This is a genomic window from Streptomyces sp. NBC_01016 (assembly GCF_026341035.1).
In the GTDB taxonomy this organism is placed as follows: domain Bacteria; phylum Actinomycetota; class Actinomycetes; order Streptomycetales; family Streptomycetaceae; genus Streptomyces.
Window position 1 is genome coordinate 3,856,247 of record NZ_JAPEOQ010000001.1, and the last position, 13,416, is coordinate 3,869,662.

11 protein-coding genes and 2 tRNA genes are annotated in these 13,416 nt (G+C 69.4%); 4 read left to right on the plus strand and 9 right to left on the minus strand.

Annotation, left to right across the window (positions count from 1 at the left end; all coding sequences use genetic code 11):
* Positions 1–91: 91 nt before the first annotated feature.
* The 4 genes from OG746_RS17405 to OG746_RS17420 all read left to right on the plus strand — a co-directional run bounded on the left by OG746_RS17405 (position 92) and on the right by OG746_RS17420 (position 4,200).
* Positions 92–176, plus strand: a tRNA-Leu gene (locus tag OG746_RS17405).
* Positions 177–353: 177 nt separating this feature from the next.
* Complete coding sequence (locus tag OG746_RS17410) at positions 354–1,421, plus strand: quaternary amine ABC transporter ATP-binding protein (protein ID WP_266719021.1); 1,068 nt, start codon at positions 354–356, stop codon at positions 1,419–1,421.
* On the plus strand, positions 1,414–4,026 hold the full coding sequence (locus OG746_RS17415) for an ABC transporter permease/substrate binding protein (RefSeq protein WP_266715528.1): 2,613 nt from the start codon (positions 1,414–1,416) through the stop codon (positions 4,024–4,026). The genes OG746_RS17410 and OG746_RS17415 overlap by 8 nt, the downstream gene beginning before the upstream one ends.
* Before the next feature lie 89 nt (positions 4,027–4,115).
* Positions 4,116–4,200: transfer RNA gene (locus OG746_RS17420), tRNA-Leu, on the plus strand.
* A gap of 64 nt (positions 4,201–4,264) precedes the next feature.
* On the opposite strand, the gene OG746_RS17425 is transcribed toward OG746_RS17420, so the two are convergent.
* The 9 genes from OG746_RS17425 to OG746_RS17465 all read right to left on the minus strand — a co-directional run bounded on the left by OG746_RS17425 (position 4,265) and on the right by OG746_RS17465 (position 13,415).
* Positions 4,265–5,035: a FadR/GntR family transcriptional regulator gene (locus tag OG746_RS17425; RefSeq protein ID WP_266715529.1), complete on the minus strand. Its 771-nt coding sequence runs from the start codon at positions 5,033–5,035 to the stop codon at positions 4,265–4,267.
* Between the two features lie 4 nt (positions 5,036–5,039).
* On the minus strand, positions 5,040–6,074 hold the full coding sequence (denD, locus tag OG746_RS17430) for a D-erythronate dehydrogenase (protein WP_266715530.1): 1,035 nt from the start codon (positions 6,072–6,074) through the stop codon (positions 5,040–5,042).
* Positions 6,071–6,868 carry a 2-oxo-tetronate isomerase gene (gene otnI / locus OG746_RS17435; protein ID WP_266715531.1) on the minus strand — a complete coding sequence of 266 codons (798 nt, stop codon included), beginning with the start codon at positions 6,866–6,868 and terminating at the stop codon, positions 6,071–6,073. The genes denD and otnI overlap by 4 nt, the downstream gene beginning before the upstream one ends.
* Positions 6,869–6,897: 29 nt before the next feature.
* Positions 6,898–8,205, minus strand: coding sequence for an MFS transporter (locus tag OG746_RS17440; RefSeq protein WP_266715532.1), 1,308 nt, complete (start codon positions 8,203–8,205; stop codon positions 6,898–6,900).
* Between the two features lie 53 nt (positions 8,206–8,258).
* Positions 8,259–8,939, minus strand: a complete 681-nt coding sequence (locus OG746_RS17445) for a class II aldolase/adducin family protein (protein WP_266715533.1) — start codon at positions 8,937–8,939, stop codon at positions 8,259–8,261.
* Entirely contained in the window at positions 8,936–10,222 is a 1,287-nt protein-coding gene (gene otnK / locus OG746_RS17450) for a 3-oxo-tetronate kinase (RefSeq protein WP_266715534.1), read from the minus strand. Before otnK ends, OG746_RS17445 begins: the two co-directional genes overlap by 4 nt.
* 1 nt (position 10,223) lies before the next feature.
* Positions 10,224–11,201 (minus strand): L-threonate dehydrogenase, encoded by a 978-nt coding sequence (gene ltnD, locus OG746_RS17455; RefSeq protein ID WP_266715535.1) that lies wholly within the window; start codon positions 11,199–11,201, stop codon positions 10,224–10,226.
* Positions 11,202–11,359: 158 nt separating this feature from the next.
* Entirely contained in the window at positions 11,360–12,550 is a 1,191-nt protein-coding gene (locus OG746_RS17460; protein WP_266715536.1) for a sialidase family protein, read from the minus strand.
* Positions 12,551–12,575: 25 nt separating this feature from the next.
* The gene (locus tag OG746_RS17465; RefSeq protein WP_266715537.1) at positions 12,576–13,415 is read right to left on the minus strand and encodes an ABC transporter ATP-binding protein; all 840 of its coding nucleotides are present in this window, start codon (positions 13,413–13,415) and stop codon (positions 12,576–12,578) included.
* Position 13,416 lies beyond the last annotated feature (1 nt).

Sequence of the window (13,416 nt, forward strand, 5' to 3'; positions counted from 1 at the left end):
GTGCCCCGATACGCAGGTGAAAGCCACTCCGAAACCTTGGTATTGTTGAGGTGTCGCCGCGGGGAACACCCCGCGCAGCGACGCACACCTTGTCCGGGTGGCGGAATGGCAGACGCGCTAGCTTGAGGTGCTAGTGCCCTTTATCGGGCGTGGGGGTTCAAGTCCCCCCTCGGACACTTACAGAGTGCCGGTCGAGATTTTTCTCGACCGGCACTTTTTTGTGTTTGCGCTGGTCCGACAGGGGGCAGGCGCGACCTCGAGCCACGTATATCGCTTTTCAACCTTTCACAGGTCAAAGAGTAAAGAGAATAGAGGTCGGTGTGTCCTCCAGACTGGTTGCCGAACACCTGTACATGGTGTTCGGCGGGAGACAACAGGAGGCTGTGGACAAGCTCCGCGGCGGCGCGGACCGTGAGGAGCTGCGCGCCGAAGGAACCACGGCCGCCGTGATCGACGCGTCGTTCACCGTCGAGCCCGGCCAGATCTTCGTCGTCATGGGCCTGTCGGGATCGGGCAAGTCGACGTTGCTGCGGATGCTCAACGGCCTCCTGGAGCCGACGTCGGGACATGTGAAGTTCGACGGCGAGGACCTGACCGCCCTGGCTCCGCGCGAACTGCGCGAGGTCCGCGCCCGCAAGATCAGCATGGTGTTCCAGCACTTCGCGCTGTTCCCGCACCGCTCCGTGATGGAGAACGCGGGCTACGGCCTCGAGGTGCAGGGCGTTCCGCGCGCCGAACGCGAGGAGCGGGCGATCGAGGCGCTGCGTCTGGCCGGCCTTGAGGGGTGGGAGAAGTCCTTCCCCGACGAGCTGTCCGGCGGTATGCAGCAGCGTGTGGGCCTGGCCCGCGCGCTCGCCACCGACGCCGATCTGCTGCTGATGGACGAGTCGTTCAGCGCGCTCGACCCGCTGATCCGGCGCGACATGCAGGACCAGCTCCTTGAGCTGCAGAAGACGCTGAAGAAGACGATCGTCTTCATCACGCACGACCTGAACGAGGCCATGCGTCTGGGCGACAACATCGCGGTCATGCGCGACGGTCGCATCGTCCAGATCGGTTCGGCCGAGGACATTCTCGTCACGCCGGCCAACGATTACGTGGCCTCCTTCACGCAGGACGTCGACCGCTCCCGTGTGCTGAGCGCGCGGGCGATCATGGCCGAGCCGGCGGAGGGCTACGCGATGGCGGACGCCCCGGCGAGGGTCCACGAGGACACGCCCATCGTCGAGCTCTTTACGCCGTGCTCGACGAGCGAGATACCCGTGGCCGTCGTGAACGACGCGGGTGACCTTGTCGGTGTGGTGCCGCGCGAGCGGCTGCTGGCCGTGCTCGGTGAGCCGACGAAGACCGTGGAAGCCAATGGAGCGGCCTCCGACCTCATCGAGGACGAGCCGGCGAAGAAGGTGATCGCTGGTGCCTAGGATTCCCTTTGGTGACTGGGTCAATGACGTCGTCCAGTGGATGCTCGTCCACCTGGACTGGCTGTTCGGCTTCTTCGAGAGCATCTTCAACGGTGTCTACAACGGCCTGACCGAACTCCTCCAGGCCCCCGAACCGCTGCTGCTCGCGGGCATCTTCGCCGTGATCGCCTTCTGGCTGCGCGGCACGCTGGCGGCGGTTCTCACGTTCATCGGGCTCTGGTTCATCCAGAACCTGGAGCTGTGGGACAAGGCGATGGAGACCCTGTCGCTCGTCCTCGTGTCGACACTGATCGCGTTGATCATCGGTGTGCCGCTGGGTATCTGGGCGGCGCGTTCGAGCCGGGTCAGCAATCTGTTCCGTCCGGTCCTCGACCTGATGCAGACGCTGCCGGCGATGGTCTACCTGATCCCGGCGATCCTGTTCTTCGGCTCGGGTGCTCCGGCCGGTATCGTCGCGACGCTGATCTTCGCGGTGCCGCCGGGCGTGCGCATGACCGAGCTGGGCATCCGGCAGGTCGACAAGGAACTGGTCGAGGCCGCCGACGCGTTCGGTACGACGCCGCGCAACACCTTGTTCCGCGTGCAGCTTCCACTGGCTCTCCCGACGATCATGGCGGGTGTCAACCAGGTCATCATGCTGGGCCTGTCGATGGCCGCCATCGCGGGCATGGTCGGCACCGGCGGTCTCGGTGGCGCGGTCAACGAGGCCATCGGCCAGCTGAACGTCGGCCTGGGCGCCGAGTCCGGCGTCTCGATCGTGATCCTGGCGATCTACTTGGACCGGATGACCAGCTCGCTCGGCCAGCAGGTGTCCCCGCTCGGCCGCCGGGCGCTCAACAAGCTGCGGTCCGCGCAGGGCCTGAAGATCTGGTCGTACCGTCCCCGCCCGGCCGTCGCCGTGGTCGGTGTCGTCGTCCTCGCGCTCGTCGCGGGCGGCATGGGCATGTTCGGGCAGAACAGCGGTGGGGCCGCCCCGGCCGCCTCGTCCACGAACGTGGGCCAGGGCAAGAAGATCTCCATCGGCTACATCCCGTGGGACGAGGGCGTCGCCTCGACGTTCCTGTGGAAGGAGATCTTGGAGCAGCGCGGTTTCGACGTCGAGACCAAGCAGTTCGACGCCGGACCGCTCTACACGTCGCTCGCGGGCGGCACGGTCGACTTCCAGACCGACTCCTGGCTGCCGGTCACGCACGCCGAGTACTGGAAGAAGTACGGCAAGGACCTGGAAGACCTCGGTTCCTGGTTCGGCCCCACCTCCCTTGAACTGGCCGTGCCGTCCTACATGAAGGACATCAAGTCCATGGAGGACTTGAAGGGGCAGGCGTCGAAGTTCGACGGCAAGATCACCGGCATCGAGGCGAGCGCGGGTGAGACGGCGCTGCTCAAGAGCAAGGTGCTCAAGGCCTACGGCCTCGACAAGGAGTACAAGGTCGTCGACAGCTCGACGCCGGCGATGCTGGCCGAGCTGAAGCGCGCGTACGCCAAGAAGAAGCCGATCGTCGTCCCGCTGTGGTCGCCGCACTGGGCGTACAACGACTACAAGCTCACCAAGCTCAAGGACCCGAAGGGCGCCTGGGGCAAGGGCGACGGCATCCACTCGCTGGCCCGCAAGGGCTTCGGCAAGGACTTCCCCGAGGTCAACAAGTGGGTCAAGGACTTCAAGCTGAGCGAGAAGCAGCTCACCAGCCTTGAGGCCGAGATCAACAAGTCGGGCAAGGGCAAGCAGCAGGACGCCGTCAAGGCGTGGCTGAAGAAGAACCCGGGCGTCGTCGACAAGCTGGCCCCGGTCAAGAAGCAGTCGACCCCCGCCGAGGCCAAGCGCCCCGTCAACGTCGCCTGGTTCCCCTGGGACGAGGACATCGCGGTCACCTTCCTCTGGAAGCACGTTCTGGAGAGCCGCGGCTACAAGCTCAACCTGAAGCAGATGGACGTCGGCCCGGTCTACACGGGTCTCTCCACCGGTGACCTCGACGTCAACTTCGACGCCTGGCTGCCGTATACGCAGAAGAGCTACTGGGACAAGTACAAGAACAAGGTCGCGACCCTCGGCTCCTGGTACGGGCCCACCTCGCTCGAGATCGCCGTCCCGTCCTACGTGAAGGGCATCAAGTCGGTCGAGGACCTCAAGGGCAGGGCCAAGGAGTTCAACGGCAAGATCGTCGGCATCGAGGGCGGCACCGGCACGATGGACATCCTCACGAAGGATGTCGTGCCGGGCTACGGCCTCGACAAGGAGTACAAGGTCGTCAACGGCTCCACGCCGGCGATGCTCGCCGAGCTGAAGCGCGCGTACGCCAAGAAGGAGCCGATCGCGGTGCTCCTGTGGACGCCGCACTGGGCCTACAGCAAGTACGACCTGACCAAGCTGAAGGACCCCAAGGGCCTCTTCGGCAAGGGCGACACCATCCGCACGGTCACCAGCAAGGCGTTCACCAAGCAGTACCCGCAGCTCACGAAGTGGTTCAAGAACTTCAAGATGACCGAGGACGAGCTCGGCACCCTGGAGATCGAGATCAACAAGCGGGGCCAGGGCCACCAGGCGGAGGCGGTCACGGCGTGGCTGAAGAAGCACCCGGAGGTGGAGCGGCGGATGACGGCGCCGTAGTCGCATAGGTGCTGGTGAAGGCCGCTCCGAGACCTTGATAAGGTTCTCTTCGTCGCCACGGGGCCAGCCCCCGGAGCGGCCGACACCTTGTCCGGGTGGCGGAATGGCAGACGCGCTAGCTTGAGGTGCTAGTGCCCTTTATCGGGCGTGGGGGTTCAAGTCCCCCCTCGGACACAAAAAGATCCCCACGGTCTCCCGGAGACCGTGGGGATCTGTCGTTGCGGAGCCGGGCCGGGGCTCAGGCCCCCGTGTCCAGGTCGAGGTCCGCGTCCACGTCCAGGGCCTCCGCCTCGTCCCAGAATTCCGGGTCTGCCTTCTGGAGGCGGGTGGCGGCGTGTTTCATGTGGCGGCGGGCTGCCGTGCGGGCCGCCTTGGGGTCGGCGGATTCGATGGCCGTGAGGATCGCCTGGTGTTCGTGGCGGACCGCCTCGAAGAAGTCGTCGCGGCGGGCCTCGTTGGCGCGGGTGACGCGGATGCCGCCGCGGGAGACCTCGCCGAGGTAGTGGACCGTCGAGACCAGGACCGGGTTGCCCGTCGACTCCGCGATCGAGCGGTGGAAGGCCAGGTCCTCGTCCGTGCCGTCGCCGCCCGCCGCGACCGCCGTGTCGATCGCCGCCAGCGCCGCACGCATCCGCACGATGTCGGCGGGGCGCGCGCGGGTCGCCGCGAGATGGGCGGCCTCGGCCTCCATCGCGCGGCGGACCTCGACGATCTGGAGGACCTTCGCCTGCGTGCCCGGAGACTCGGTGCCGCCCTCCAGGTCCAGGGGACGGGTGCGGCGGGGCAGCACGAAGACGCCCCTGCCCTGGCGGGGTTCCACCAGTCCCGCGTTGCGCAGGCGGGAGACCGCCTCGCGGATCACCGTGCGGCTGACGCCGAGCTGCTTGACGAGCTCCACCTCGGTCGGCAGCTTGTCGCCCGCCGTGAGCCGCCCCGACTCGATCTCCTCGGTGAGCATCGCGGCGACGCGATCGGCGAGCCGCACGGGCCCGTCCACCTTGTTGAACATGGCGTCAGTCTATCGACGTGGCCGCGGACACCTCGGCCGTGACCGCGTCCGGGTGGTCGGCGACGTACTGGCGGATCACCGATGCGAAGTCCGGGTCGGGAGAGAGGCCCAGCGCTGCCGCGCGGGTGTTGTCGAAGGAGGCCGGCCAGGAGCCGACGATCGACTCGATGGAGGAGTCCGGTGTCACCGTTACCAGGTCGGCGACCGCGTTGCCTGCCACCTCGCGGAGTGTGTGCAGGATTTCGGAGACCGTGACTGTGAGGGCCGGGAGGTTCACCGGGATGTTGCCGGTCAACTGGCCGTCCTGCGAGCCGCGTTTGGCCTGTGCCACCCGCAGGATGCCCTCCACCGTGCGGCGGGGGGAGGCCAGGGCCACCTGTGTGGCAGGGCTCACCGGGCACGTTGCCGGGAGGCCCGCGAGGGGTTCGCGGACCACGCCCGAGAGGAAGCCGGAGGCCGCCGCGTTCGGCTTGCCGGGGCGCACCGACACCGTCATCAGGCGCGTCACGCGGCCGTCCACGTATCCGCGGCGCGTGTACTCGGCGACCAGCTGCTCGCAGATCCGCTTCTGCACGCCGTAGCTGGACTGCGGCGTGGGCAGCGTGGACTCGTCCACCACGGGTGGGAGGGGGAGTGCGGCGTCCGAGCCGTAGACCGCCACGCTGCTGGCGAGCACGAGGCGTACGGTCGGGCCGCCCGCCTCCGACTGGGCGCGGGCCGCCTGAAGGAGAGCCCGGGTCGTGTCCAGGTTGGCGGTCATGCCGAGGTCGAAGTCCGCCTCGCACTCCGCCGACACCGCCGCCGCGAGGTGGATGACCACATCGACCGGCTGAGCGAACAACTCCGCGAGCCGGTCCGTGAGGTCGCCCTGCACCACCTCCACCAGCGGGTCCGCCGTGAGCGGCGACTCGTCCGGGACGAACTTGTCCGCGAGGGTGAGGCGGTCGATGGGCAGGCCGTCGAACGTGCGCCGCTCCAGCAGGGCCTCGGCGACCTGGCGGCCCAGGAAGCCGAAACCGCCCGTGATGACGATCCTCATGCGTGCTGCTCTCCTTGGATGTTCTTCAGCCAGCCGAGACCCTCGCTCGTGCCGGCCTTGGGGATGTACTCGCAGCCGATCCAGCCGTCGAAGTCCAACTCGTCCACGCAGGACATGAGATGACGGATGTCCAGTTCGCCGGCGTCCGGCTCGTGGCGGTCGGGGACGCCCGCGATCTGCAGGTGGCCCACGCGACCCGTCGGCAGGTCGCGGCGGAGGGTGGCGGTGAGGTCGCCCTCGACGATCTGGCAGTGGTACAGGTCGAGTTGGACCTTCAGGTTCGACGCGCCGATCTCGCGTACGACCGCGTGGGCGTCCGCCTGGTGGTTCAGGAAGTAGCCCGGCATGTCCCGGGTGTTGATCGGCTCGATCAGGATGTCGACCCCGGCCGGCGCCGCCTGTTCGGCCGCGTACGCCAGGTTGGTCAGGTACGTGTCCCGGCACTCGGCGCGCGAGACACCTTCGGGCACGAGGCCCGCCATCATGTGCACGCGTGGGCTGCCGAGTGCGGCCGCGTAGTGCAGGGCCTTCTCGATGCCCTCGCGCACCTCGGCCTCGCGGCCCGGCAGCGCCGCGATGCCGCGCTCGCCGCCGTCCCAGTCGCCGGGCGGGGCGTTGAACAGGACCTGGCTCAGGCCGTGTTCGTCGAGCCGGGCGCGGAGCTCCCCGGTCCCGTACGCGTACGGGAAGAGGTACTCGACGGCCTCGAAGCCGTCCGCCGAGGCCGCGGCGAAGCGGTCCAGGAAGTCGTACTCGGGATACAGCATGGAAAGGTTCGCCGCGAACCTCGGCATGGTGACTCCTATAGAGAGAGGTGTGTGCGTCAGCGGTTGACGACGTTCTTCTTCGTCGTGAGGACGGCCGCCGCCCCGATGACGAGCGACAGCGCCAGAACGTACATCGGGATCGCCGTGGAACCGGTCGCGTCCTTCAGCGAGCCGATCATGTACGGGCTGACGAAGCCGGCGAGGTTGCCGACCGAGTTGATCGCCGCGAGGCCCGCCGCGGCCGCCGTGCCGCCGAGGAACGCGGTCGGCAGCGACCAGAACAGTGGGGCGCAGGTCAGGACGCCGGCCGCCGCGATCGACAGGGAGACGAGGGCCAGCGGGGTCGAACCGGCGAAGCTCGCCGCCATCGAGAAGCCGACGGCGCCCATCAGGGACGGGATCACCAGGTGCCAGCGGCGCTCGCGGCGCTTGTCGGCGGAGAACCCGAAGAGGTTCATGGCGATCAGCGCGGCCAGGTACGGCACTGCGCTCAGGGCGCCGATCGCGAGGCCGCCCTTGACGCCGGTGGACTCCACGAACGTCGGCATCCAGAACGTCAGCGCGTACTGGCCCATCACGAAGCAGAAGTAGATGAGGCACATCAGCCACACCTTGCCGTTGCGGAAGGCGTCGAGGGCGCGGCCGTGCACGGTCTGGTGGGTGGCGTCGGCGGCGAGGGCCCTCTCGATGACCGACTTCTCGTCGTCGGTCAGCCACTTGGCGTCGCGCACGCTGTTGTCGAGCCAGAACAGGCAGACCACGCCGATGACGAGGGCGGGGATCGCCTCCACGACGAACAGCCACTGCCAGCCGCTCCAGCCGGCCGCGTCGTCGAAGACGTCCATGATCCAGCCGGAGAGCGGGTTGCCGAAGATGCCGGCGACGGGGATCGCCGACATGAACATCGCGATGACGCGGGCCCGGCGCTGGGACGGGAACCAGTACGTGCAGTAGAGGATCACGCCGGGGTAGAAGCCGGCCTCGGCGGCGCCGAGCAAGAAGCGGAGTACGTAGAACGTCGTCTCGCTGTTGACGAAGGCGAACGCCGCGGACACCAGACCCCAGCTGATCATGATGCGGGCGATCCAGGTGCGGGCACCGACCTTCTGCATCAGCAGGTTCGAGGGGACCTCGAAGAAGAAGTAGCCGATGAAGAAGAGGCCGGCTCCGAGGCCGTAGGCCGCCTCGCTGAAGCCGAGGTCCGAGGACATCTGCAACTTGGCGAAGCCCACGTTCACGCGGTCCAGGTAGGAGACCATGTAGCAGAGGATCAGGAAGGGGACGATGCGGCGGATCACCTTGCGGAACACCGCGTTCTCACGCGCGAGTTCGGGGGTGTCGGCCGTGGGGACGGTCGTGGACATGAGGGGCACTTCCTTGTGCGGCTCAGGCGGGGGAGGGGAGTGACGAGCGGGTGTTACCAGGCCGCGCCGAACGTGGCTCTCAGTTCGGCGATGGCGTCTTCGGGGAGCGGTGCGGGCTTGCGGTCGGTCGTCAGCCAGAGGCGGGCCGTCTCCTCGAGTTCTTCGAGGACGGCGAGCGCGGAGGCGGCGTCCGGGCCCCAGACGACGGGGCCGAGCCGGTCGAGCAGAACCGCGCGGATCGGAGTGCCTTGCGCGGCACGGGAGTTGATCCGCTCGGTCACCAGATCGGCGACGCGCGGGTCGCCGGGCCGGTGGTACGGGATGTGCGGGACGTGACCCACCTTCATCACGTAGTACGGGGTGATGGGCGGCAGCACATCGTCCTGGTGCCACACACCGGCGAGGGTGAGCGCCACCAGGTGTGTCGAGTGGGTGTGGATCACGAAGCGGGCCGTGGGGTCGGCCGCGTAGATCCGGCGGTGCAGGGTGAGGGTCTTGCTGGCGCGGCCGCCCGCCACCTGCGCACCCTCGCCGTCGACGAGCGCGAGCCGCTCGGGGGAGAGGAAGCCGAGGGCCGCGTCGGTCGGGGTGATGAGGTGGCCGAGGCCGTCGTCGAGCTTGGCGCTGATGTTGCCGGCGCTCGCGTGGACGTAGCCGCGGGCGAAGAGGCTGGTGCCGACGCGGACGATCTCCGAACGGGCGGACTCCGCGGCCGAGTTGAGGTCCTGGGTCACTGGGACTCCCCGTTGCCGAGCAGGTCGAACGATGCGGTGAAGAAGGACGGGCCGCCGAAGTTGCCCGACTTGAGGGTGATGTGGAGGGTGTCACCGTCGGCGAGCGGCGCCGCACACCACGGCACACCCGGATCGATCTGCGGGCCGATCCGAAGCCCGTCCAGGCCGAGGGCTTGCACGACGGCGCCGGAGGTCTCGCCGCCCGCGACGACGAGCCTGCGCACCCCGCGCTCGACGAGCCCCTGGGCGACGCGCGCGAGTGTCCGCTCCACCAACTCCCCGGCCTCGGCGGCCCCGAGCTGCCCCTGCACGTCGCGTACGGCGTCGGGGGACTCGGTCGAGTAGATGAGAACCGGGCCGTCGGACGACAGGTGGGCGTCGGCGAAGGCGAGCGCCTCGGCGGCCACGTCCTCGCCCGCCGCGATCCGCAGCGGATCCACGCTGAAGGCCGGCCGACCGGTGTCCAGGAACGCGCGCACCTGGCCGTTCGTGGCGGCGGACACCGAACCGGCAATGACCGCCAAGTGGCCGGAGGCGGCGGGGAGTTCGGCGGCCTCCGGGGACGGCTCGATGCCCCAGTTGGCGGGCAGCCCGATGGCGAGGCCCGAACCGGCGGTGACCAGCGGCAGGCCGGCGACCGCGGCACCCAGGCGTACGAGGTCGTCGTTCGACACGGCGTCGACGATCGCGGCGCCGATGCCATCCTTGCGCAGCGCGGCGATCCGCTCCGTGATGGCCTCGGGGCCCGCCGCGACCGCCTTGTGGTCGATGAGTCCGACCGGGCGCTCGGTCTGGGCGGCAAGCACGGACACCAGGTTGGAGTCGGTCATCGGGGTGAGCGGGTGGTGGCGCATGCCGCTCTCGCCGAGCAGCACGTCACCGACGAAGAGGTGGCCCTTGAAAACGGTGCGCCCGTTGTCGGGGAAGGCAGGTGTCGCGACGGTGAAGTCCGTGCCGAGCGCGTCCATCAGGGCCTCGGTGACCGGGCCGATGTTGCCGGCCGGCGTCGAGTCGAAGGTGGAGCAGTACTTGAAGTAGATCTGCTCGGCGCCCGCGGAGCGCAGCCACTCCAGGGCGCGCAGCGAGGAGTCGACGGCCTCGGCCGCCGGGACGGTCCGCGACTTGAGCGCGATGACGACCGCGTCGGCGTTCTGCGGCGTCGCCGCGTCCGGAGCCGGTACGTCGATCAGCTGGACGACGCGCATGCCCGCGCGCACCAGGTTGTTGGCGAGGTCGGTGGCGCCGGTGAAGTCGTCGGCGATGCATCCGAGGCGGATGGCCATGTCAGGCCCCCTTCTCGTCGTTGTCGTGGGTGTTCGGCCGGTGGTGGGGCGGCTCGATGCCCGGTTCTGGCAGTTCGATGCCCGGGAAGATCTTGATGACCGCGCTGTCGTCCTCGCCGCCGAGGCCGGACGCGGAGGCCTGAAGGAACATCTGGTGGGCGGTCGCGGACAGCGGCAGCGGGAACTTCTCCGGCCGCGCGGAGTCGAGGACGAGGCCGAGGTCCTTGACGAAGATGTCGACGGCGGAGAGCGGTGTGTAGTCCCCGGCCAGCACGTGGGCCATGCGGTTCTCGAACATCCACGAGTTGCCCGCGCTGTGGGTGATCACCTCGTACAGCGACTCGGCGGGCACGCCCGCTTTGATGCCGAGAGCCATGGCCTCCGCGGCGGCGGCGATGTGCACGCCCGCGAGCAGCTGGTTCACGATCTTGACCTTGGAGCCGAGGCCCGCGGTGTCGCCGAGTCGGTAGACCGTGGCGCTCATCGCGTCGAGCACCGGGTCGGCGAGCGCGTACGCCTCCGGGGAGCCGGAGGTCATCATCGTCAGCTCGCCGGTCGCGGCGCGGGCGGCGCCGCCGGAGATGGGGGCGTCGAGGAAGCGGACGCCCAACTCGCCGAGCCTGCCCTCCAGTTGGGCGGAGAAGGTCGGGTCGACGGTGGAGCACATGACGTAGACGGAGCCGGGGCGCAGGCGGTGGGCCGCGCCGCCGTCGCCGAAGAGGACCGACTCGACCTGCGCCGAGTTGACCACGACGCCTACGAGGACGTCGACGTCGGCCGCCAGGTCACCGGCCGTGTCGTACGCGGCGCCGCCCTCGCGTGCGAAGTCGGCGGCCACGTCGGCGCGCAGGTCGTGGACCGCCACGTGGAACCCGGCGGCGCGCAGGCTGCGCGCCATGCCGAGCCCCATGGCCCCGAGGCCGACGACGCCGACGCGGGTCGTGGGGGCGGTCGGGGCCGGCTGATCCTGGTCGTGCATGGGTGTCTGTCCCTGTCTCTCGCCGTGGGCCGAGGGCCGTGGGTCGAGGCCCGTGGGGCCGTCGAACGCAGGTCATATGATGACCTGATGTCAACGCGGAGTACAGGGTGATGCCGATCACATGGGCAGGAGCGGGGTAGGGGTGCTGTCCCCGGCGGTCAGGCGTGCGGTGTGAGCTGGATGTGGCGGATCCCCTTGCGGTGGTGGGTGTACGCGATGTGCAGCGCGCCATCGGCGGACTGGGTCACGGACGGGTAGGACAGCTCGCGGTTGAGGCCGTCGCGGGAGTTGTTGGTCATGCAGTGGCCGTCGCCCGTGACCAGATCCGCGGCGCGTTGCCAGGTGCGGCCGCCGTCGGAGGAGAGGGCGAGACTCAGCGGGGCGCGGGGGGCGCCCCAGAAGGCGGAGCCGACAGTGTCGTCGTCGGCTGTCCCGGCCTGCGTCGCCAGGTCGCCCGACTCGTCGATCTCGTCGTACAGGGAGACACGGCGGTCGGTGGCGTCGGCCGCGCTGCTGTGGTTGTAGACGAGCGCGAGGCGGCCGTCCGTCAGGGGCACGTACTGGACGGAGGAGTTGTTGTTGGGCAGGTCGAGCGGCTCGGGTTCGGTCCAGGTGGTGCCCTCGTCGTACGAGACCGAGCGGTGGACGTGGTCGGCGCGGCGGCTGCGGTAGAGGGCGAGCAGGGAGCCGTCCGGCAGGGCGTGGACGTTCATGTGCACCAGGCCGGTCGACGCCGGGACGGTGTGCTCGCGCCACGTCGTACCGCCGTCGTCGGACACCATCACCGCGCTGGTGTCGTGCTCGCCGGTCCACGCCACACCCTCGGGGGTCGTGCAGCGGAACACCGGCAGCAGGATCCGGCCGGTCGGCAGCACCACCGGAGGCTGCCGCACGAATACGCCGCCGGACTCGGTGCTGAACAAGGTGCGCGGTGCCGCCCAACTCCCGCCCCGGTCACGGCTGATGCGAAGGCGTACCTGCGCGGTGTCCTGGCGGCCGCCCTGCTGGGCGGTGTGCAGCAGCCACCACTCGCCGTTCGGCAGGACGGTCAGGATCGGGTTCTGCTCCGAGCGGTCGGGGTCGTCGGAGAGGCGCTGCGGCTCGGACCACTCGGCGGCCCCCGCCGGGAGCCGGGAGAACCAGACGCAGATGTCGGCCATGCCCTCCTGCGTGCCGCCGAACCACACACAGCCGAGTTCGCCGTCCGGCAGCACGGTCAGGTTGGCGGCGTGGCTCTGGACGGTGGGGGTGGGGAGGGCGCGGTCGGTGCGGGTGTGATCCGGCAGGGTGGGGGGCTCGGTGGTCCGGGGCGTGGGCGTCGTAGGCGTCGTGGGTGTCATGGGCGGCATGGGTCCTCTCCTGTGGGGTGGTGTGTCACGCTGGGGTGTGTGCCCGGCCGCGCGCGTGCAGCAGTTCGCGGGGCTTGCGGCCGCGGATCGCCGCCGGGTCGAGAGCGGCGCGGCGCAGGTCGCGGGTGTACGGCTCGGTGGGCGAGGCCAACACGTCGGCGGTGCGGCCCTGTTCGACGACCCGGCCCGAGCGCAGCACGACCACGTCGGTGCTGATCTCCCGTACGAGGCCCAGGTTGTGGGCGATGACGAGGTACGTGATGCCGGTCTCGGCCTGGAGTTCGCGCAGCAGCTCCAGGACGCGGGCCTGGACGGAGACGTCGAGTGCGGAGGTCGCCTCGTCGCACACCAGCAGGTCGGGTGAGGAGGCGAGGGCGCGGGCGATACCGATGCGTTGGCGCTGGCCGCCGGAGAATTCGGAGGGGCGGCGGTCGCGGGCCGATGCGGGCAGGCCCACCCGGTCCAGGAGTTCGGCCGCGCGGCGTGTGCGGGCCGTTCTGTCGCGGGTGCCGGAGAGGCGGAGGGGTTCCGCCACGATGTCCTGGGCGGTGAGGTGGGGGTCCAGTGAGCCGTACGGGTCCTGGAAGATCATTTGGAAGCGGGGGCGCAGCGGGCGGAGGCGGCGTTCGGGGAGGGTGGCGAGGTCGGTGCCGTCGAAGAGGATGCGGCCCGCGGTGGGTTTCAGGAGGCGGACCACCGCGTGGGCGATGGTGGATTTGCCGCTGCCGGATTCTCCTACCAGGGCGAGGGCGCTGCCGCGCGGGATCGTGAAGGTGACTCGGTCGACCGCGGTTGTGGCTCCGCCGGGGGTGGGGTAGGTGACGACGAGGTCCTCGACGTGGAGGAGAGTGTCGGGAGTGGTCATG

Bases quoted from the DNA above. Each gene is read 5' to 3' on its own strand.
- OG746_RS17410 (WP_266719021.1), top strand. From the start codon at position 354: ATGGTGTTCGGCGGGAGACAACAGGAGGCTGTGGACAAGCTCCGCGGC.
- OG746_RS17425 (WP_266715529.1), bottom strand. From the start codon at position 5,035: ATGTTCAACAAGGTGGACGGGCCCGTGCGGCTCGCCGATCGCGTCGCC.
- denD (WP_266715530.1), bottom strand. From the start codon at position 6,074: ATGAGGATCGTCATCACGGGCGGTTTCGGCTTCCTGGGCCGCCAGGTC.
- otnI (WP_266715531.1), bottom strand. From the start codon at position 6,868: ATGCCGAGGTTCGCGGCGAACCTTTCCATGCTGTATCCCGAGTACGAC.
- OG746_RS17440 (WP_266715532.1), bottom strand. From the start codon at position 8,205: ATGTCCACGACCGTCCCCACGGCCGACACCCCCGAACTCGCGCGTGAG.
- otnK (WP_266715534.1), bottom strand. From the start codon at position 10,222: ATGGCCATCCGCCTCGGATGCATCGCCGACGACTTCACCGGCGCCACC.
- ltnD (WP_266715535.1), bottom strand. From the start codon at position 11,201: ATGCACGACCAGGATCAGCCGGCCCCGACCGCCCCCACGACCCGCGTC.
- OG746_RS17460 (WP_266715536.1), bottom strand. From the start codon at position 12,550: ATGCCGCCCATGACACCCACGACGCCTACGACGCCCACGCCCCGGACC.
- OG746_RS17465 (WP_266715537.1), bottom strand. From the start codon at position 13,415: ATGACCACTCCCGACACTCTCCTCCACGTCGAGGACCTCGTCGTCACC.